The following is a 21,139-nucleotide window of genomic DNA, read 5'->3' as shown; positions in this document are numbered from 1 at the left end:
TTATCCCTCCAGCATCCTGGTAACAAATCCTACCGCATCTTCCGGGCCTTTGATATATGCGACATCTCCATCCTTTAGAAGGGTGTCAGGTGAAACCGCGACAAGCTGGTCTTTTCTCTGAATTGCAATGATCTTTGTCTCCGGTGGCATGGTAAGATTTCCGACTGTTCTTCCTGAAGCAAATGCAACCTGGGATACTTCGCAGATACCTTCTCCACTGCTAAGAAGGTTTCGAATATTTCTGGCATCATCTGCAGACAGGCCTGAAAGTGCTTTTTCAATCTTCGGAGACATTTTTCCTATTGGAAGTTTATCACGTATTGCATCGGCTGAACTTTTTGCAGCCTGGGATATCTTATCTCCAATAGGCTTTGTCTCTGTTTTAACCTTTTCAGAAAGTTCCTTTGCTTTTATTTCAACTTGCTGTGCAGTTTCAGATGCTCCCTTCTGAAATTTCTCAGCGGTATCTGTGATTTTTGTGCCTAATTCATGGGCACCTCCCTTAATTTGTTCAGTAGCTGCTCCCGCTGCAATTTTAATCTGTTCATCAAGGGGAATTTTGCGTTTGACGGTAACCTGCCCTCCATCAGGCATATCGAGTTTTTTCAGGTCTTCTCCACTGATTCGGATGGTTCCATCTTCAACCAGATCATCTGCGAAGACGGTCAGGGTAAGGGTGGCCCCTGCTTTTGTACTTACTTCCACTTCTGTCTGGTCGTCGACACCCAGGATAGAAAGGAGTTTTTGATGTATGCGGGCTCTTCCATGACCGGGCATTGCCCGTTTCACTGCCTGCAGGGTTACTTCCTCCATGGGGTTTATTCAGGTGATATTCTTTTTCAACCTTTCGGTTTGTACTATCATGCTTCCTGATATAATGCCCGGTATTAAATCGCAATTTATATTGGTTCTTCAGTTCACGATCATAAATCCTTACCTGGTAAGGACCCTGGGAGATTCCACATGGGAATTGAAAAATTGATGGAAGGTAATCAGACCTTCGTTGAAAACGAGTACGCAGAGAATATAGAGTATTATAAGGCTCTATTAAAAGGGCAGAACCCGCATGTCATGATGATTGGGTGCTGTGATTCACGGGTAGCTCCTGAGATTACTTGTCATGCAAAGCCGGGGGAGATTTTTGTTCACCGGAATATTGGCAATATTGTTCCTCCTGGAGACTGGAACCTTGGAACATTTCTTGAGTATGGGATTCGTCATCTGAAAGTTGATACACTGGTTGTGTGCGGTCATGAAGAGTGTGGTGCCATGAAAGCACTTTCCAGTGGAAAAAGTGGAGATGATAATCTTATTCCCGGATGGCTCCGTCATGCCCATACGGCACTTGAGACGGTAACCAGAAAAGGACCAAAACCATCAGATCCGGAGGAAGCCAGAAAATGGCAGACAGAACTGGAGATAGAAAATGTTAAACTCCAGCTTGCCAATCTTCGGACATATAGTGTGGTAAAAGAAGCCGAAGATGCAGGAAAACTCCGGGTTGTCGGGCTGTATTACTGGATGTCCACGGCAAAACTTGATGTGATCGATCCCGGTAGGCCCTTAAGGGCAGAATAGACAGAAGGAATCAGGCAATGGGTGTATACACCCGACCGTTTTTTTGAATATTGATATAGGATATTTAAAAAAGGATTAGATGGATCCAGTCGGGATCACTGCCGGCTGTTTCGTCTCGATGAGCATCTCTTCTATGTATCCGATGGTCTTTATGGTGAGGTTATTCTTTTTTGCTTCTGCAATCAGGTTTCTGGATTCTTTTGATGCTCCGTTGGAGAGGACCAGAAGGTGAGTTCCATATTCTGTCATTCGCGCGTCTCGGACCAGACCTGCTGCGTTCAAATCGTCCTGCCAATTCGGTGCGAACTCTTTGTATGCGATATTATTCTGAAGTGCATACTCCTTTGCGATGAGGTCAACACCGGTAGATCCACCGGTGACAATCTCGTCAACACCATTGATTTCTTTGATATATTTCGCGATTTCGCTAGAAACCGTGGTAAATTTCCGGCATGTACGTGGGCCGGAGATAATTAATTTTTTCATGCCCTTAATATTAAGTCAGTCTCTTATATATATTTTCTCTGTTATACATTTCTTCAATCCGGATATGCAGGAAACCTTTATCGTCTATTTCCTTCTAATCTGTAATTCCGGTTCGATCATACGTATCGTCCCTGAATTTATTCTTAAATCTGTTCAACCGAACGAACCCCCGACGTGGTTTTATGTCAGAATTATTTCTTTTTATCGTACTCCTCTATACTCTTTCAGGGGTAATCCCTCTGTGCATTCGAAAAAAACGAATATGGTCTGTTTCTTCGATAATCATGTGCGGTGGCGGTATTCTGCTGACGCTCTTCTCACTTCCCTGTCTACTCCCGTCTTCTGCAAAGACCATTCTCTTTCAGGGAGAATGGGTGACATTTCCGATAACCATCGGGATCGATCGCCTTTCTGCTGTATTTTGTATCCTTCTTGGGATTCTGAGTCTTTCCGTTGCGTTATACACTCCCGGATATCTTGATCGGATGCATGGAAACCGCCGAAAATATGTGGTTTCCGGTTTCATTCCCTTGTTTTTGCTGAGTATGCTGCTGGTCATCCTGGCAGGGACAACCTTTGCATTCCTCGTATTCTGGGAGCTCATGGCCATCCTCTCCTTCTTCCTGGTCCTCACCGAGTTCGAAGAAGAAAAAACACGATATGCTTCCCTGTTTTACCTGGCAATGACCCAGCTCTCAACAGTCTTTGTTTTTCTTGGAATACTTCTGATTCGTATGGTTACCGGATCATGGGAGTACCCGGCATTATTGTCCGGGAATGATCCCCTAATATTCCTCTCTTTCCTCTGCCTGTTTTTTGGTATTGCTATCAAATCAGGAGTCATTCCTTTTCACAAGTGGCTTCCCCATGCCCATCCTGCTGCTCCGTCTCCGGTGTCGGCCCTGATGTCCGGGATGATGATAAGCACGGCTCTCTATGCCCTGTTTCGGGTGGTAACCGGGTTTTATACTCCGGGCGTTGTATATGGATTTCTTATCCTGGCCTTCGGGTGTCTGACGGCGGTGCTCGGGGTGATGTATGCTCTGAAGGAACAGGATCTCAAGGGACTTCTCGCCTACTCATCCATTGATAACACGGGTATCATCCTGATAGGGACTGGTCTCTGGGCTGTGTTCTCTGCATTCGGATATCCTGCACTTGCTCTTATGGCTCTTGCCGGGGCAGTCTTTCATGCTATTAGTCATGGGCTTTTCAAAGGACTGTTATTCCTGACCGCAGGTTCGGTTTGCCAGGCTGCCGGGACCCGGAATATTGATGAAATGGGAGGAATTCTTGTCCGGATGCCCTGGACCGGCGGATTCTTTTTCATAGGAGTTCTGTCCATCGCATCAATTCCGCCCTTCAGCGGATTTATCGGTGAACTCCTGATTTTGCAGTCTCTCATCGGTGGATTATCAGAACTCTCTCCGCTCCTGCAGATCGTCATGGTGGTTGTGCTCTCCCTCTTCAGTCTGACAGGAGCTCTGACCGTCACGACCTTTGTGAAAGCGTTCGGGCTGACCTTTCTCGCACTTCCCCGGTCAGAAGGGGCTAAAAAAGCACGGGAAGTTCCCTGGCCGATGTATGCAGGACCGGCTGTCCTTGCTGGTGTCAGTGCCGGTCTTGGTATCTTCTCCGGTCAGATCTTCTCTTTCCTCGGATATCCTGGTCTGCTTCCGGATCTCCTTGTTCTCTTCCTGCTTCTTCTGGGGACTACTATCCTGGTCTATGCTGCAGTCTGGTCGTATGCCTCTCGAAAAACCCGGATTACCCGGACATGGGACTGTGGTATGATGGCCCCTTCAAGCAGGATGGAATATACCGGTTCAGGGTTCACGGAGCCGGTGGTCAGGTTCTTTGGAGCTCTCTACCGGACACGGATATTCTCAACCCGGGAGTACCTGGACCCGCATCAGTGTCTGTATAAATCCGGAACCGGCGGGATTCGTCTCATGAAATATTTTGAGGAATGTCTGTACCTGCCAATCGCGAGAAGAATCGACCGGTATGCATCTCTTGTCTCCTCCCTTCAAAATGGGGATGTTGACCGGTATGTCCTCTATGTCTTCTGCACGGTTCTTGTGCTCATTCTCATTCTCGGGTGGTCGGCATGAATGGTGAATCTATCCTCTTTGGTCTCCTGAATGTGGCGTTTGTCCTTTTAATATCACCATTCTTTATGATGGTCATAAAAAAGGTAAAGGCACGGGTGCAGGGCAGAGAAGGCCCACATCTCCTGCAGGGTTACTACAATCTTGCAAAACTTTTCAGAAAGGAGACGCTCTACTCAGAGTATGCCGGATTTATCTCCCGGATTGCCCCGTATGCTGCTCTCTCAATACTGCTGGTGGCAGCCCTTCAGATTCCACTCATCTGGATACCTGAGCAGGAGCTGGTCACCGCTAATATTATCGTATTTCTCTATCTCCTGGTCGCCGGACGTCTGCTTATTGCCCTGCTTGGTCTTGATACGGCAAGCACCTTTGGAGGAATGGGCAGTTCACGGGAGATGAGCCTTTCAGCCATCATTGAACCGGTGACCGTGGTCGTCTTTGCAGCCCTGGTCTACGTAATGGGCAGTTTTTCAATTCACGGGATATTCAGAACGGCTATGACGACCTTCCCTGCATACAGCCCGACGGTCCTTCTCCTCTCAGTCCCGCTCTTTATCCTGATTATTGTTGAAACGGGGCGGGTTCCGGTAGACAATCCGGAGACTCATCTGGAACTGACCATGGTTCATGAGGGAATGCTGCTGGATACGTCAGGGAGAAATCTTGCTCTCTTTGAACTCTCCCATGCGGTAAAACAGACCCTTCTGATGGCTATTCTCCTTAACATTGTAGTTCCTGCAGGGATTGCCCTAGAGCTTTCAGCTTTTGCCCTGGTATTGGGAGGGGCTGTCTTTCTCCTGAAAGGGACCGTGCTCTGTGTCATTATCGGGCTTTTTGAATCAGCATATGCAAAGATGCGGTTCTTCCAGATTCCGAACTTTTTCATGATTGCATTTTTCTTTTCAATACTTACGATATTCATCGAGGTGATGATGTGATACTCACAGAAGTGGCACCGGCATGGATCAGGATATGTCTGATTCTGGTTCTGGTGTCCGGAGGATTTCTCCTCTCGTCAAGAAGTCTTAAAAATCTGGTCAGGACATACCAGCTCCAGTCATTCCTGCTGGTTCTGATTGCCCTTGGCCTTGTCGTGCTTGAAGGACATACCATCCTCCTCCTGGTCGCAGCCCTCACCCTGATCTCCAAGGTATTTGGGATTCCAGCATTTATCCGGCTCATCCAGGAACGGATGAGTATCCAGCAGGATCTCAGATTCTCCTATCTCCGGCCACCTGGTGCTCTCATGCTGAGCATTCTCATCATTCTGCTGGTCTATGTCTGTTTTGCACAGATACTTGAGAAACTCTATGCGGCAAACAGCCTGTTCTTTTTAGGCTCGGTCATCGGTGTGTCACTGGTTTTGATGGGACTGATTGCGGTATGCACCCGGAGGATGGCGATATCCAAGGTCATCGGGTACCTGTCGATGGAGAACGGGGTCCTCGTGTTTGGATTATTTGTTACCGAACTCCCGTTTTTCATCGAATTTGTCATCATCATCGATCTCATCATCCTCGTGCTTTTGACATCCATCATGACCGTCGGTATAGACTCATCCATTGAGGAGTACAAATCCCGGATGAAGGAGTTTCATCTGCTGTCTGAAGAGGGAGGGATGTCATGATTGCAATTCTGTACCCGGTGATTGCCTTAGGGATTCTGCTTTTGCAGCTGATTCTCCGGACACACCGATCACTAAGCCTTCTTGGCGTTATCCATCCAGTCCTGTCATTCATCATTACTCTGTACCTCATTGTCTCTCCTGCTGTCTGGAATGAGTCGCCCTTCTTCCTTATCGATCACATGAGCCTTTTTGTCATGCTCGTAACCAGCATCATCTTCTCTGCAGCAAGCATCTATGCCGTTGGGTATATTGACGGACTGGTCCGGTCAGGGGATCTTGAGAAGAGAAGTCTGCGGATTTTTTATTTTGGATTCTCACTTCTGCTGGCCGCTACAACCATGGCAATCTTTACCCCGAATATTGCCCTGTTCTGGATCTGTGCAGAACTGACCACGGTTCTCTCTGCATTGCTGATTGCAGTCCTTGCACTCCGGGCAACGATTGATGCATCGCTCAAGTACATCTTTATCTGCTCTACCTCGATGCTCTTCTCATTTATCGGAATTATCTTCCTCTTTGAAGCGGTCAGGAATGAGACTGGTGTTGGAAGCCTTGAATGGAAGGAGATTTTGCATGAGGCAGCTGGTCTTGACAGTGGCATGGTTTTTATCGCCTTTGTCTTCTTCTTTATTGGGTTTGCAGCAAAGTCAGGGATTGTGCCGTTTCATACCTGGCTACCAGAGGCTCATGCTAAAGCTCCTTCGGCGGTGAGTGCGGTCCTGTCCGGTGCAATACTCAATGTCGGGATGTATGGAATCCTCCGGATGACTGGGATTATGCAGGGAACAGAGGTCTTCGGGCAGGTGTCAGTTCTCCTGATCGTCTTTGCATTGATTACGATGTCTGTTGCCTGCCTCTCGATGCTCCGGCAGAAAAAGCTAAAATCCCTGATTGCCTTCTCATCCATTGAAAATATGGGTTTCATCATGCTTGGAATTGGTATTGGAAGTCCTGTGGCCCTGTTCTGGGCACTCTTTCACATGCTCGGGCATTCCTGCATCAAGGCAGGACTGTTCTTCTCCGCTGGCATTCTCCACCGCCAGTACAAGATTCCGACCCGGTCCGGTGAGGATGAGATTGGAGATCTCTTTCTGCTTCAGCCCTTTGCTGCGGTAACACTGATGGCAGGTTGTGCGGCACTCATTGGCATGCCCATGTTCCCGCTCTTTCTCTCAAAAGTAGGGATACTTCTTGCATCAGCAGAGGTGTCGGTGTGGATTCCTGCATTCGTGCTCCTGCTTTTTGCCTGTGCAGGAGTTGCCCTTGTCCGGTATTACCTCTCGGTGATGGCGGTCAGGTTCCCGGCCGGAGAAGGTCCGGCGCCCTATAAAGCTCCGTTCTCAATGAACCTTCCGATAATACTGCTCCTCCTTCTTTCAATCGTGATTGGGACCGTGATGATACCGGAAGAAGAGGCATTCCTAACTGCTGCCGTTGCTGATCTGGGATTTGGGGTGCAGATATGACCGGCATTCATGCACACTATTCTGCTCTGTCACTACCTGCTGAGTGGTTGATTGGAGAGGATGGAACAACAATTACCTATGCGGTGCCTGATGACCGGATTGCTGCAATAGCCGAGACGCTTCTGGCTCTTGAATCACGTCTCGTCTGGATCTTCTGCACGGAAGAAAGGGAAGAGAATTCATACACGCTCTGGTATGTCTTTGAACTGGCAGAGATGAGAAAATATCTCGTCCTGGTGCTCAGTACCAGTCATCCGGTATCACTGGTAGAGATCTATCCTGCAGCCAGCCGGTTTGAACGGGCGATCTCTGATGGATTTGGCCTTCAATTTTCCGGTTCACCGGATACCCGCAGACTCTTCCTTCATGAAGCATATCCGTGTGGGTTTCACCCGATGAAAAAGAGCGTGAAAAATGTTCCCATTGTCCCGTCACAGCATACGGATCCCTATGAATTCAGGTCAATGGAAGGGACCAGTGTGTATCAGGTTCCGGTCGGGCCGGTCCATGCAGGGATAATAGAACCCGGCCATTTCCGGTTCTCTGTAATTGGTGAGGATATTTTGAACCTGGAGATTCGTCTTGGATACCTGCACCGGGGGATTGAAAAACTGGCCGAGGGGTGTAGTCCTGAAAAGGGAGTCCGGATTGCAGAATCTGTGAGCGGGGATGAATCGGTTGCCAATGCCTGCTGTTATGCGATGGCAGTTGAACAGATTCTTTCACTCTCTATCCCGGTCCGGGCAGTATATCTCCGTGGCCTTCTCCTCGAACTTGAACGTTCATGGTCCCTTCTATCAGATTTGGCCGGGATGGTCACCGACGTTGCGTTTTCAACAGCAGCCAGCCGGTTTACCATTCTTCGGGAGATGTTGCAGCGTGCATGTGAGCGATTGACCGGTTCACGGTTCCTCAAGGGGATAATTGTCATCGGTGGTGTTAGTCATGATATTCCGGATGATGTGCTGATGGAGGTGAAGGATACGGTCATGAGGGTCAGGGTGGAACTTGAAAAAATACAGTCCTGGGCGATATCCGTCCCTTCAGTTATTGACCGGTTCTCAACTACGGGAGTGGTCAGAGAACCACTCATCGATCCCCTTGCTCTGTCTGGACCAATCGCACGGGCAAGCGGCCGGGCACTTGATGTCAGGTGCGATCATCCCTATGGTCTTTATGACACCTATCCGGTATCACCGCTTATCCGGATGACCGGAGATGTTATGGGACGGTTTGCCCTGAAAGGAGATGAAGTCCTTTCGTCCCTCTCATATGTCAATGAACTCGTCACCCAAATCCCCAAGGGACCGGTTCAGACAGAATACGAGGTCAGGGACGGGTATGCCCTCGCAGCGGTTGAGTCCCCCCGTGGCAGGACTCTCTGTTTTGTCAGGATTGCTGATGGGTCCATTGATCGGTTTGCCCTGTCCACTGCGTCGTTCTGTAACTGGATGGCACTCGAGCATGCAGTCCTGGGAAACATTGTCCCTGATTTCCCGGTGATTAATAAGAGTATGAACCTCTCCTATGCAGGGACTGATCTGTGAGGATTACCATGAACCTTCTCTCATTTTTACTCAAAAAACCTGAAGATGTCCAGGCATATACTCCTGGCCCGGCATTTGAATCGGCAGGTCATTCACTCAGGCAGGAGATTGACCGGGTATTCGGGCATAGTATTGCCATCCGGGAGGTTGACTGTGGAAGTGACAATGCTGCGGAGATTGAACTTGCAAATCTCTCTGCTCCGCACTATGATGTCGAGCGGTTTGGAATAACCTTTGTCGCATCTCCCCGGCATGCAGATATTCTTGCCGTCACCGGTGTGGTGACCCATGGTATGAAGGAAGCCCTTCTAAAAACCTATGAAGCAACACCTGAACCAAAGTTTGTCATCGCAGTCGGGGATGATGCCTGCACCGGCGGCATGTATGCCGGAACCTATGCCACCCTTGGCCCGGTTGATGCGGTGCTCCCTGTTGATCTGAAGATTCCGGGAAACCCCCCGACGCCGGTTGCCATTATGGAAGGCATGCTCGGGCTGATGAAGTCGACAAAAAAAAGATAATTATTTACTAAATCGCCTTTTTGGGATATCTCCCTGTTTCCGTCCTCTTTTTGCGATGATCCTGATCCGTCCTATTTGTGCTCCGTTAAGAACATCAATCACATCTTTTACCGAGGGTTCCGGGACATCAATATAGGTTGCTGTCTGTCCGATACGGATATTTCCAATATCATTCTGGATATTTCTACCACTGTTTCTGACAACTTGCAGGATATCCCTGACCAGGATACCATCAGCCCGTCCCACAGATAGTTTGACAACTGCCTGTTCACCCAGATATTTCTCCAGTTCGTCTTCTTTCTCAGTATTTATACCGGCGGCTATCATGAGGAGTGAAGCTGCAAGCGAAACCGGGTCGGCACCTTCTGCCAGTATCTCTTCTATCATCGGACGACAGAACGTGAGGTCCCCGGTTTTCATCAGGGAATCTGCATCTGCAAGAGTGGAAATGGCTTTCTTTCCTCCGATTTCCCTGAGAGTCGGGATTGGAAGCGGAATTGGTTCTGCCCGGGTGCTTCTCCTTACATCCCTGAGTCTATACCGCTCACGGGGACTGACAAAGCTGATTGCCCGTCCACTTCTTCCAGCTCGTGCCGTCCTGCCGATCCGGTGCACGTAGTACTCGTCATCCTGGGGGAAGTCAAAGTTACAGACAAGGTCAATCTCTTCAACATCAATCCCACGTGCTGCAACATCGGTTGCGATCAGAATCTCCAGCTGACCCTTTCTGAACGCATTCATGACTTTGTCACGCTGGGCCTGAGCCATCCCGCCATGAAGACCATCAGCCATGAATCCCTCGGCTTTAAGAGCGTTTGATACGGCATCAACGGCAATCTGGGTATTACAAAAAATGATAGTCCGCTGGGGCTGGTAGAATTCAAGAACTCTGATGAGGGTGTCTGATTTTGCCGGTTCTCTGACTTCGATATAATATTGTTCTATCTGGGGGACAGTCAGTTCCTGGTGGACCATCTTGACGTCAATGGGATCTTTCTGGAATCTTCTTGAAATATCGAGTATTTCTGAAGGAAAAGTAGCAGAAAGGATGACTGTCTGGTGCTCTTTCGGGATGTGGGAGAGTATTTCTTCAATATCTTCACGAAAACCCATATCCAACATCTGGTCCGCTTCATCCATGACAACAAGAGACACAGAATCAAGGGCGAGGGTCCCCCGCTTAATATGATCGATGACCCGTCCGGGTGTTCCGATGACAACATGAACACCTCTGGAGAGTGCCCTCAGTTGTCTGTCAATCGGCTGTCCGCCATATACGGGAAGAATTGAGATCCCCTTACGGTGCATCGCCAGTCTGTTCAGTTCAGTTCCAACCTGTACAGCCAGTTCTCTGGTCGGACACAGAATAATGGTCTGGACCTTCCGGTTTGCGGTCTGACACATTTCAAGTGCCGGAATGCCGTATGATGCAGTCTTTCCTGTTCCGGTATATGCTTGTCCGGCGACATCACTGCCGGCGAGTATTAAGGGTATTACTTGAGACTGTATTGGGGTTGGTTCTTCATATCCGATATCACGGATGGCTTTAAGGATTCCAGGTGAAAGCTGGAGGTCTGAAAAAGAAGGTATTTCCATCGCATATTCTGCGTCCCATGGGGATATAAGTATAATGGTTTCAACCTGAAAAAAAGGCATTCCGGGCTGATTATTATTTAGTCTTTGAATGCAAGATAATCAATCGCGGAATTTCTATATGATATCAGGTTAGCTTTCAGAGAAGAGTAATGAGTATTGCAACCACCCAGGGGATTACCAGGTTGTCATCAACCGGACTTAAGAGTTCTACAAATCCGGCAACCAGGGAGATGAGAATTGCGTAAAATGGCAGGGTAATCAGCAGGAGCAGGGCTGCGGTAATGATTACTCCTCCCAGAAATCCTTCCAGAGTTTTTTTCTTCCATATCCGGTGTTTCCCAAATCGTATGCCAATGATTGTTGAGAAACCGTCAAGAACAGCAAGGACCGCAACCGATACTGCAGCAACAACTGATGGGAAAAACATGAGTGTGACAAGAGCACTGAAAACGAAGAAAAACGCACCTTTTCCGGGAAATTCTCCTTCACGCTCCATGTGATGGAGTATTGTACTAATAAGAGGTATTTGGTATCCTTTTGCACAGAGATCAATCAGAATCAGGCCGATATAGAGGGAGAATCCGATGATCATCGCAGCATGATATGTTGGAAAGATAAGGATCACACCAGCAACAAGGAGTCCGAATAATAGATGGGATGTCTTGCGCAGGTACTCATTCATGAGTACACGGTTGTCAGATTACCTGATAAGGTGATCCTTTCCGGATATTCTCCGGAAAGAAAAGGCTGGTGCGAAAAAAGGGGGATGATTACTCATCCTGGAATATATTGGTATAGATGGAATCAGTTCCGGTTGCTTCAAGTCTTGCCCGTTCTGCCCGTTCCTCTACAAATGCATGGATTGGCGGAGTCATGTCAAGACCCGGAGTGTGTTTGAACTGTTTCTCAATCTCAACCTGTTGTGAATGCATAAAGAGTGCATTGCGGATATCCATTGAACAGAGTTCCTCGCACTGACCACAGTTAATACAGGAGTCAGATACATGGGCAAATCTGATCAGATGGAACATGAAGCCTGGTGGGAGTTGCCCCGGTCTAATATACCATGGCTTCTTGGTTGAACACTCAACACAGTAACAGATTGGACAGTTCTCAATACAGGCATAGCACTTAATACAACGGGATGTCTCATCCATGATGAGTTTTAACCGTTCTTTGCCTTTGCCGAGGGAAGTAAAGTCTTTTGCACGCCACTCGTCACCGAGTTTGAGCATGGCCTTCTCAACTTTGCCACGGATTTCGATACCCTTTGGATCAGCTGCTGAAACTTCGACAGCTCCCTTTGCCTGAGCATCGGAAAGGAGTTTTGCACCTTTTTCAGAACATACTTCGATAAAGGTAGCCTTTCCTGCCTTATCTCCGATGACTCCCCAGTTACCACAGGCAAGGTCTGCTCCCCGTGGAACTTTCATCTTACAGCGACGGCAGTTGGATCGGCGTCCGTATCCCTCTTCCTCAAGTTCATCAATCTTGATGCCCTTGTGTCCGCCTTCGTACTCAATGATGAACTGACCCTTATCGATCTCTTCCTTGTGAACGGTGTCAGGATCAACACCGAATTTTTCTGAGATCATCTTCCGGGCACTGACCGGGCTTACTGATCCACCACAGTTGACACCAATCATGACAATATTGTCAAGATTTATCTGGTTTCTCTTTGCAAGCTCGTAAAAGGCCATGACGTCACAACCCTTACAGGTTACGGCGATTTTTAAGCCCTTTGCACCGTCAGCGTAGTTCTTTAAGATTTTTGGAAGCAGGAGGGTTCCACAGTGCAGGGATCCTGCAGTGGATGCAACTTCTGCTGGGTCGGTGATGAATGCAGGTACTGCATCATAAATGTCCTGACCTTTTCTGACTGCAAGGACAGCATCAACAAATTTACTTTCAAGGGCATATTTGAGAAGTGCGGTGACTGCTCCACCACATTCTCCCTTGTCGAGGATCTCTTTTTCCTTTGCCCAGACATAATTCATATCGCCTTTTGCCGCCATCTTCAGGCCCCCTGGATCTTTTCAACTTTTATTGCACAGGCTTTTGACTCCGGAATCTTTGCGATTGGGTCAAGAGCGTTGATGGTCAGCATATTTGCAGCACACTCAACAAAGTGGAACGGAATGAACATGACGCCTTTTTTAATAGTGTCAGTAATACGTGCAGTGATCGTAATTTCTCCACGGCGGCTTATTGCCTTAACCATTTCACCGTTCTTGACACCAAGAGCCTTGGCATCTTCAGGATGCATCTCGATCCATCCGGTCGGTTCTTCACGCTCAAGACTCTCGGATCTCCGGGTCATGGTTCCGGTGTGCCAGTGCCAGATACAGCGGCCGGTGGTCAGGAGTATTGGATATTCAGCATCCGGACGTTCCTGCTGGTACTTGAACGGTATGGCGGTCATAAGTCCCTTACCGTCCGGCATCCCGAATTTCTCACCATGGAGAATTGGGGTTCCCGGATGTTCTTTGGTCGGGCATGGCCAGTGGAGGGCTTCAGGTCTGTTGAGCCTTACATAGTCCATTCCAGCGTAGGAAGGGGTAAGAGCTGCCATCTCAGTAAATATTTCTTCGGCGGATTTCCAGGCAAACTGGTCCCCATATCCCATTGCTTTTGCAATATCTGATATAATCTGCCAGTCAAGTTTTGCTTCTCCTGGTGGATCCTGGGCTTTTCTCCACATCTGGACACGGCGTTCGGTAGAGGTCTGTGTTCCGTCTTTTTCTGCATAACAGCAGGATGGAAGAACTACATCTGCGAGGACACCAGTCTCGTTCATGAAAATATCCTGGACAACCAGGAAATCAAGAGATTTTAATGCATGCTCGACATGGGTCAGGTCCGGGTCGGAGATCATCGGGTTTTCACCCATGATATACATGCATTTGAGTTCACCCGGTTTATCAGTCAGAACATCCATCATGACGGTGACTTCATACCCATTCTTCCCTTCTGCGATACCATCAGGGAATTTCCATGCATCTGAGAACTTCTTGTGAGCTGCAGGGTCGATTACTTTCTGGTATCCGGTGAATACAACCGGTAAAGCACCCATGTCACAGGCACCCTGCACATTGTTCTGTCCACGAAGGGCATTCACTCCGGTGCCTGGTCGTCCAAGGTTTCCAGTCAGCATCTGGATGTTACCAACTGACTTGACATTGTCAACTCCGGTGGTGTGCTGGGTGATACCCATTGAATAAAGGATGGTAGTAGCACCTGATTTTGCAAACCATTCGGCTGCGGTTTTGATGTCATCTACCGGAACTCCGGTAATTGTTGAGACATTTTCAAGGCTGTAGTCATCTTTCATGACCTCTCCCTTGAGTTCTTCAAACCCGTTACAGCGCTTCTCAATGAACTCCTTGTTCTCCCATCCGTTTCTGATGATCTCCTGCATCATACCATTGAGGAGACAGACATCAGTTCCGGAATAGAATTGTAAGAAGAGATCTGCTTGTTTTCCGGTAGGTGTGCGACGTGGGTCAACATAGATAACCTTTGCTCCTTTTGCTTTCGCCTTCATGATCTGACGGCCGATGAGCGGGTGGTTTTCAAAGGTGTTGGAACCAATTACAAAGACACACTTTGCCTCTGCGATATCCGGAATAGAGTTGGTCATTGCTCCTGATCCGAAAATGTTTGCAAGACCTGCAACGGTGGATGCATGGCAGAGACGGGCACAATGATCAATATGTCGTGTCTTTAAAACGCCACGGGCAAACTTCATCATGGCGTAATTTTCCTCGTTGGAGACACGGGCTGAAGAAAGAACCGCACATTCATCCGGTTTATAGGATTTGAACTTCTCTGCCACCAGTTTGATTGCTTCTTCCCAGGACGCTTCGACGAATTTTCCGTCCTTTTTAATCAGTGGTTTAGTCAGACGGTCAGGGCTGTTGATGAATTCATGGGCATAGGTCCCTTTCGGGCATACCTTTCCTTCATTCACCGGAGAGCGGTGATAGGGAGCAGTCCCTGCAACCTTTCCGTCCTTTACCACGAGGTTAAATGAACACCCGGTACCGCAGTACGGGCATGTAGTCTGGACATACTTGAGATCCATTACGATTCCTCGGTAAAAAGAGGTTCTAAATACAGGATGATAAGTCTTATGAAAAAATTCTAAGAATTGGTGATTAGCGGTGGATGGTTCCATCCGGATTTCACATGTGTTTGAGAGGTATCATGGAAAGTTAAATGTTTTCATCTAATCCCCTGGCTGGGTCAATGTACAAAAAAGAGAATAATGGAAGACGAAAAAAAAGGTGCGCATCAAAGCGTTATTAATTCTGTTTCTTGTTTTTCTTATCTGATGGTCTCTGTTTTATCTCATTAGAGTCCGTTCTTCTGATATCGACACCATTGACAATTGGATCACCTGCAAAGATATATCTCCGGATAACCTGTCCATACACTTCAACGATATCTCCCTTTGAAATATCTTGTTGTGGATTGGTAAACATCTTCACGGTTGTAACTCCAGTCTTATCTCCAATTATGAAATGGGGTCGGTTTAAAGAACGAAATCTGACTTCTTCCACAAGCCCTTCAATTCTGATGGGTTTGGAAATCATTGACTGATTAATCTCCCTGATTTTCACATCTTTCGCTTCTGCTTTATATACTGGAATCAGATTTGTATACTGACTTTGTGAGAGATATGTCAGACCCATGGGAAATACTAGGAGACATAGTAGTGTCGGAATACCCCAAATGAGCATCATCGTATCTCCGGTAGTGAGTATATACAGAGCGATAAGAACAGCGAAAAATGCAAAGACAAAGAGATGTAATATCGATGGTCGTAATTGCTTCGGGAAAATATGCATAAAAAAGATGGGTGGTTAAATTACTCAAGTGCTTCGATCTCTTTCTTGAAAGCAATCCAATAGAGGACACCGACAAATAGCATACCACCAACGATGTTACCAATGGTGACGGGTATAACGTTGCTGGTCCACATGGTAACCCAGTTAAGTCCTGCAAGTTTTTCCGCACCGATGGTTGCTACCTGTTCTGCATTCAGATAGCCTGAAGTCAGTATTCCAGCCGGAATAAAGTACATGTTCGCAACACAGTGTTCAAACCCAATTGAAACGAAAGCCATGATCGGGAACCAGATTCCGAAGAATTTACCCACTGCGTCATCAGCACAGATACCAAGAAGAATTGCCAGGTTAACGAGCCAGTTACAACCGATTCCTTTCAGGAATGCAGAATAGAATCCCATGGTTCCAACATAACTTGTTTTAGCCAGTCCAATTGCAACTGCTCTTAATCCGAATGCGTTAACAGTCGCTGCTCCTGCTGCGTTCCATGACACAAATGGACCATTGGCCATGAGATATGCAAAGAAGATAGAACCGATCAGGTTTCCGATGTATACCCATAACCAGAGGTTAAGGACACTGGCCCAGCTCACCTTGTGGACAAATGCTGCGAGCGGTGCAAGCATTGCGTCTCCGGTAAAGAGTTCTGCACCACAAAGAACGGTGATAATAAGCCCAACAGGGAACACAGCACCCAGGATGAGTTGTCCGAAACCTGCTCCGAGGTTATCCGCAACTGCAGTTGAACAGACTGTTGCCAATGCTGCTCCCATGGCGATATAGGCTCCTGACATGAATCCACGAATGATCATGTTCCATGCAGGCAATGAGCACTTATATTTACCAGCGCCTGCTCCTTTAGCGACTATTTGTACGGGTGGATGAAATACCATAGTTTGTTACACCTTCACAGAGTCTGCCTGTAATGAGGCCACACAACACGCCTCACAGGCTTAAACATTAAGTATTTTGTGATAGTATTAAACACTTTTGAAAATAATCACGGCTTGTAATGTCCAAATTATGAAAAAAAGACCGAGGATAGTCGATTTTTATTTTTTTCTTTATTCATGTGCATCTGAAGATAATCTTTCCGGCGTAAAGCCAGTTGTGATTTCGGATATTTCATCTGTTTTCAGATCTTAGCATAATACTAATGAAAATTGGCGAGAAATTTCCTTTCAGATATCTATCAGTTCGGGAACGGTTTTTATTCATCCTGGTTTTGCTGTTTTCCTGGGGAGGAATAGGATTTGGTTTTTTTCTGAATTCTATTGGTCTTATTGAAAATCCCGGAAATTTTGTATGGGGTTCAGTTTTTGGTTCCATTGCATTGTGTGTTCTTGCGCTTCTTTTTGAAAAAAAAGATATTGTCTCTATTCTGACTCCACTATACGCGGGAATCATCTTTTTCACTATGGAGTTGCCTCTTACCGTTTTTCTTCAGGTGATGTATGCTGCTACTCTGACTGCAATGCTGTGGAGACTTGTCAACCGTTTCGGACCTTCCGGATTAATTAGACATGATTAAGCACTAGGCAGGTCGAAGGTACTAATCCAGAGATGCATCGTCGTCCCTTTATCTCCCCAATCATTGTCGATCTTGTTTACCAGGCAGTTTCCGGAGTGTCTGGTGTTCACTTTACTGAAGCAGTACCATGTCCGGTCTGTTCAGGGATGCCGGTTAGTCATGACATTAAAAAAAGACGGTTTTCAACCGTTTATACGCCGGAAGGGGAGAAACACGTCTATGTGTTCGTTAAAAGATTTCATTGTCGTGATTGTGGACATCTCTGTTATGCCAAAGCTCCGTTTTATGAAAAAAGCCGGTTTGGATCGCCTATTGTGGATCTTTGCATCTCTTTATCCCGTAATCATACTTTCTCCCACGCTGCAGTATTGATGAACCGGATGGGAATTGTTATCAATCGTGGCACAGTGAGAAAGACGGTGCAGAATAATGTCCACGAGGTGCGGGCTACTGATCTATTTGGGATTGAAATCCCTGATTCCATCCTGGCCTTGTCAACACTGGTAACGAATGCCGATCCTGCTGTGCCATTACGGGGAGAGGACGTTCTTTTAGCCTGTATGGGAGATTTGGAATGATCAATTTTTCTTTCATAGGTGAGATCGAATACACAACCATTATTGGTCTGTCAGATGACCTCTATTTGAGGTACCTTAATGGAACTGAACGGTGTACCAATCGATAACACATTTGCTGAAGGATTTCCGATATGGATGTCACGGGTAATAATCACTGGTGTTACCCGTGAGTGGGCTTTAATTGCTGCAACAGAAGCAACCGGATTTGCAACCTCTGCAATCGGATGTCCCTGTGAGGCAGGAATCGAAGGATATCTCAGTGGAGATGAGACTCCTGACGGACGTCCGGGAGTTTCTATTCTTATCTGTGCATCAAAGAAAAAAGTCCCTGAGCAGGTCATGGAGCGTATTGCAGAGTGTGTCCTCACCGCTGCAACTACCTCGGTATTTAATGGAATGCCTGATGCAGAGGAGAAATTTGATATCAAGATCCACTTCTTTGGAGACAAGTTCGAATCCAAGGTGGAAGTAGGCGGGCGCCAGTGCTGGAAGATCCCGATTATGGAAGGAGACTATGTCGGCGAAGAAGTCTTTGGTATGGTCAAAGGTGTCGCTGGTGGCAACTTCTTTGTTATGGCAGATAACCAGATGACCGCTCTCATGGGAGCTAAGGCTGCGTCAGATGCAATTTTCGAGGTCAGAGGAGCCATCACCAGTTTTGCCGGGGGTATTGTCGCATCAGGTTCAAAAGTCGGAGCAAAGAATTACAAGTTTCCGATTCCGGCAACAACCAACGAGCAGTACTGCCCGACCATCCGTGAAAAAGTTCCGGATACCAAAGTCCCTGAGGGTGTCAAATCAATCTATGAAATTGTCATCAACGGTGTCGATGAGGCATCAGTTAAAAAGGCAATGGCTGCCGGTATTAAGGCTGCAGTAATGGTTCCCGGCGTTTCTTTCATCAGTGCAGGTAACTATGAAGGAAAGCTTGGACCGTTTCAGTTTAAACTGGCAGAACTTTTCTAAACAATATCTTTTTTTATATTTCTCATTCATACCGGTGAGGTAAAGGGATGAGAAGACAATATCTCTAACCAGGATTCATGGGGTATGAAGGCGACCAAGGCTAGTGTATGGGATCTTTACAATGGAGCAAAACAATACAAGGTTCCTCTGTTTCAGCGTCCATATGTCTGGTCACGCCAGCAGTGGGAACAGCTCTGGTCTGATATTAAGGAACAATATCTTCTTCGCGTTCGTCCTGAATCAACAAGTCCCGCAAGGTTCCTCGGGTCGGTTGTAGTTGTCAGGGAGTACGAAAAGAACCTGGATAAATACGTCATCATCGACGGACAGCAGCGAATTACCACCATCAGTATCCTCTTAGCGGTTATTCGTGCATTTGCCCGGGAAAAGGGGATGTTAGAACTCTACGGCCAGATATCAGGATTTTTAAAGAACGCTCCTAAAAGTGGAGAAGGTCAGTATGTGGTAATTCCCACCCGGGTGGATAAAGGCGCACTCTTTCATATTTTTGATGAAGATTACGTATTTGATCAGGACTCCAGGATTGTTGAGTGTTTTGACTATTTCTGGTGGCAACTGGACCGTTCTTCTGATATTGAACTGAATATGCTTCAGCAGGTTATCACCGAAGACTTGTGTGTGGTATATATAGAACTTGGGGAAGGGGAAAATCCCAATCAGGTCTTTGAAGCATTAAATTATCGTGGCGTGCCCTTAGAAGAATCAGATCTTATCCGAAATTTCTTTTTTGCCCACCTGGAAAGTCAGGAGGTTGCAGAGAGCCAGTACGATACGTTATGGAAACCGATGGAAGAGAGGCTGCAGAATGAGCAGTGTTTGATTTCATCGTTCCTTAGGCATTATTGTATGAAGGAAGGCAGATTTATCCGTGATGGTGAAATATTTGAAAAAATCCATCGTAGGTTCAAAGATGCATCCCCGGCTGAAATAAAATCGCTCCTTATTGATATTAGTCGTGCTTCAGAATTTTACCGGACGATACTCTATCCGGTACCCGAAGACACGGATTCCCCTGTTCGAAGAGAGATACTCAAATCACTTTCCCGTATCAGAAGAATCAGTAATAACGAAGGGGCCCCGTTTTTCCTGCTTCTTCTTGGTGCTCATGAAGATTACACCGATACAAAGGGACTTTCGGATGAGAATATCCGCGATGTCATATCCTGCATTGAGAGTTATCTGGTCAGAAGGATGGTCTGTGCAAGATCAAGTGCGGTCTATGAAGATGTGTTTGAGATCCTCTGTCGCGCATCTACAGAAAGTTCCGGCTATCTCACTGTTGAAGAGGTCAGTTCCCTTATCTCCTCCCTGCAGCCTCCGTTTGATATGCCTGATGATGATGAATTTCTGGATCACCTCAGATTCAGTGACCTGTATCTGCCGGAGACTGAAAATCAACTGACATTCGTGATCCTGGAACGATTGGAAGAATATTTTTCAAGTCAGCCAAGAGGATCTGAACCTGTATCTGCTTATAACCTGTTTGAAGATGAATCGGAGATCCGGATGATTGACCATATCATGCCTGAGGTTCTTTCGGACTGGTGGAAGATGCATCTGGGTTCTGAGTGGTCTTCAGTGCATCCTGATTTTCTCCACCGGCTTGGAAACCTTACCCTTACCCAGGAAAATCCCACTATCCGAAATGCGGATTTTGAAACCAAAAAGGCATGGTATGCTCTTGATAACCTGATGCTCAATGGTACCATGAAAAACATCCGGTTATGGAGAAGATTTCAGATTGATCAGCGTTCTGAAGTCCTGGCTGCATTCTGTGTAAAAATTTGGAGCAGGTGTGAACCTGCAATCGCTGTTGAACCTGAATCGGCTCCGGTTGAACCTGTAGTCTGTATGAGGCAGGGAGAAATCCCAAAACAGGTCAGGCCTTCCTGTTTGACTGTTGCTGGAATTGAGTATCCGGTGAAATTCTGGTACCAGGTACTTGAAAATACGGTTCGTGCCATCTATGAAAAAGAACCCCAGAAATTTGAACGTATTGTCCGTGAGTATCCAGGATACTTTTCAGATGATCCCGGATGTTATAAATCAAATGTAGGCACCTACTCTTTTAAATCAAGGTTCGGTCGTTACCAGATCCGGGATATGTGTTTGAATTTTGTGCGGATTGTCGGGTGGAATGATGAGGTCTGGTGTCTTTCCTGTAAATAATCCCTGAATAATTACTTTTTTATCATTCTGATTTTTTCCGGAAATTCCTGTAAACTGAAAGAGGAATGCATAACAACACCGGAACATAA

The 21,139-nt window shown here is 46.9% G+C and carries 19 protein-coding genes; 11 read left to right on the top strand and 8 right to left on the bottom strand.

What is annotated here, in order from left to right:
- The gene (locus DLD82_RS12625; protein ID WP_109941485.1) at positions 1-813 is read right to left on the bottom strand and encodes a potassium/proton antiporter family protein; all 813 of its coding nucleotides are present in this window, start codon (positions 811-813) and stop codon (positions 1-3) included.
- Positions 814-963: 150 nt separating this feature from the next.
- Between DLD82_RS12625 and DLD82_RS12620 the strand changes: the two genes are divergently transcribed.
- The gene (locus DLD82_RS12620; RefSeq protein WP_109941484.1) at positions 964-1,578 is read left to right on the top strand and encodes a carbonic anhydrase; all 615 of its coding nucleotides are present in this window, start codon (positions 964-966) and stop codon (positions 1,576-1,578) included.
- Positions 1,579-1,653: 75 nt separating this feature from the next.
- On the opposite strand, the gene DLD82_RS12615 is transcribed toward DLD82_RS12620, so the two are convergent.
- On the bottom strand, positions 1,654-2,064 hold the full coding sequence (locus tag DLD82_RS12615) for an SLOG family protein (protein WP_109941483.1): 411 nt from the start codon (positions 2,062-2,064) through the stop codon (positions 1,654-1,656).
- A 182-nt stretch (positions 2,065-2,246) separates the two neighbouring features.
- Between DLD82_RS12615 and DLD82_RS12610 the strand changes: the two genes are divergently transcribed.
- The 6 genes from DLD82_RS12610 to DLD82_RS12585 are packed head-to-tail and all read left to right on the top strand — an operon-like array spanning position 2,247 to position 9,339.
- Positions 2,247-4,178, top strand: a complete 1,932-nt coding sequence (locus DLD82_RS12610) for a proton-conducting transporter transmembrane domain-containing protein (protein ID WP_109941482.1) — start codon at positions 2,247-2,249, stop codon at positions 4,176-4,178.
- Positions 4,175-5,116, top strand: a complete 942-nt coding sequence (locus DLD82_RS12605; RefSeq protein ID WP_109941481.1) for a respiratory chain complex I subunit 1 family protein — start codon at positions 4,175-4,177, stop codon at positions 5,114-5,116. The genes DLD82_RS12610 and DLD82_RS12605 overlap by 4 nt, the downstream gene beginning before the upstream one ends.
- Complete coding sequence (locus DLD82_RS12600; protein ID WP_109941480.1) at positions 5,113-5,805, top strand: hydrogenase subunit; 693 nt, start codon at positions 5,113-5,115, stop codon at positions 5,803-5,805. Before DLD82_RS12605 ends, DLD82_RS12600 begins: the two co-directional genes overlap by 4 nt.
- Positions 5,802-7,271, top strand: coding sequence for a proton-conducting transporter transmembrane domain-containing protein (locus DLD82_RS12595; RefSeq protein ID WP_109941479.1), 1,470 nt, complete (start codon positions 5,802-5,804; stop codon positions 7,269-7,271). The genes DLD82_RS12600 and DLD82_RS12595 overlap by 4 nt, the downstream gene beginning before the upstream one ends.
- Positions 7,268-8,818: a hydrogenase large subunit gene (locus tag DLD82_RS12590; protein ID WP_109941478.1), complete on the top strand. Its 1,551-nt coding sequence runs from the start codon at positions 7,268-7,270 to the stop codon at positions 8,816-8,818. The genes DLD82_RS12595 and DLD82_RS12590 overlap by 4 nt, the downstream gene beginning before the upstream one ends.
- An 8-nt stretch (positions 8,819-8,826) precedes the next feature.
- Positions 8,827-9,339 carry an NADH-quinone oxidoreductase subunit B family protein gene (locus tag DLD82_RS12585; RefSeq protein WP_109941499.1) on the top strand — a complete coding sequence of 171 codons (513 nt, stop codon included), beginning with the start codon at positions 8,827-8,829 and terminating at the stop codon, positions 9,337-9,339.
- Here the strand turns inward: DLD82_RS12585 and DLD82_RS12580 are convergent, their stop codons facing one another.
- From DLD82_RS12580 to DLD82_RS12555, 6 genes are all read right to left on the bottom strand, one after another.
- Positions 9,340-10,935 carry a DEAD/DEAH box helicase gene (locus DLD82_RS12580; protein ID WP_181391424.1) on the bottom strand — a complete coding sequence of 532 codons (1,596 nt, stop codon included), beginning with the start codon at positions 10,933-10,935 and terminating at the stop codon, positions 9,340-9,342.
- 136 nt (positions 10,936-11,071) lie between these two features.
- Positions 11,072-11,617, bottom strand: a complete 546-nt coding sequence (locus DLD82_RS12575) for a diacylglycerol/polyprenol kinase family protein (RefSeq protein WP_109941476.1) — start codon at positions 11,615-11,617, stop codon at positions 11,072-11,074.
- Between the two features lie 88 nt (positions 11,618-11,705).
- Positions 11,706-12,950, bottom strand: a complete 1,245-nt coding sequence (locus tag DLD82_RS12570; RefSeq protein WP_109941475.1) for a Coenzyme F420 hydrogenase/dehydrogenase, beta subunit C-terminal domain — start codon at positions 12,948-12,950, stop codon at positions 11,706-11,708.
- Between the two features lie 2 nt (positions 12,951-12,952).
- The gene (gene fdhF / locus DLD82_RS12565) at positions 12,953-15,019 is read right to left on the bottom strand and encodes a formate dehydrogenase subunit alpha (RefSeq protein WP_109941474.1); all 2,067 of its coding nucleotides are present in this window, start codon (positions 15,017-15,019) and stop codon (positions 12,953-12,955) included.
- Positions 15,020-15,239: 220 nt separating this feature from the next.
- Entirely contained in the window at positions 15,240-15,785 is a 546-nt protein-coding gene (locus DLD82_RS12560) for a nucleotide-binding protein (protein WP_109941473.1), read from the bottom strand.
- Positions 15,786-15,805: 20 nt separating this feature from the next.
- Positions 15,806-16,678, bottom strand: coding sequence for a formate/nitrite transporter family protein (locus DLD82_RS12555; protein ID WP_109941472.1), 873 nt, complete (start codon positions 16,676-16,678; stop codon positions 15,806-15,808).
- Between the two features lie 263 nt (positions 16,679-16,941).
- Between DLD82_RS12555 and DLD82_RS12550 the strand changes: the two genes are divergently transcribed.
- The 4 genes from DLD82_RS12550 to DLD82_RS12535 all read left to right on the top strand — a co-directional run bounded on the left by DLD82_RS12550 (position 16,942) and on the right by DLD82_RS12535 (position 21,050).
- On the top strand, positions 16,942-17,316 hold the full coding sequence (locus tag DLD82_RS12550) for a hypothetical protein (protein ID WP_109941471.1): 375 nt from the start codon (positions 16,942-16,944) through the stop codon (positions 17,314-17,316).
- A gap of 32 nt (positions 17,317-17,348) precedes the next feature.
- On the top strand, positions 17,349-17,894 hold the full coding sequence (locus DLD82_RS12545; RefSeq protein WP_109941470.1) for a hypothetical protein: 546 nt from the start codon (positions 17,349-17,351) through the stop codon (positions 17,892-17,894).
- Between the two features lie 78 nt (positions 17,895-17,972).
- Positions 17,973-18,860: a formylmethanofuran--tetrahydromethanopterin N-formyltransferase gene (gene fhcD, locus DLD82_RS12540; RefSeq protein ID WP_109941469.1), complete on the top strand. Its 888-nt coding sequence runs from the start codon at positions 17,973-17,975 to the stop codon at positions 18,858-18,860.
- An 84-nt stretch (positions 18,861-18,944) separates the two neighbouring features.
- The gene (locus tag DLD82_RS12535) at positions 18,945-21,050 is read left to right on the top strand and encodes a DUF262 domain-containing protein (RefSeq protein WP_109941468.1); all 2,106 of its coding nucleotides are present in this window, start codon (positions 18,945-18,947) and stop codon (positions 21,048-21,050) included.
- The last annotated feature ends 89 nt before the right edge of the window (positions 21,051-21,139 follow it).

The organism is Methanospirillum stamsii, assembly GCF_003173335.1.
In the GTDB taxonomy this organism is placed as follows: Archaea; Halobacteriota; Methanomicrobia; order Methanomicrobiales; family Methanospirillaceae; genus Methanospirillum; species Methanospirillum stamsii.
This window is presented reverse-complemented; position numbering and strand designations above follow the sequence as displayed.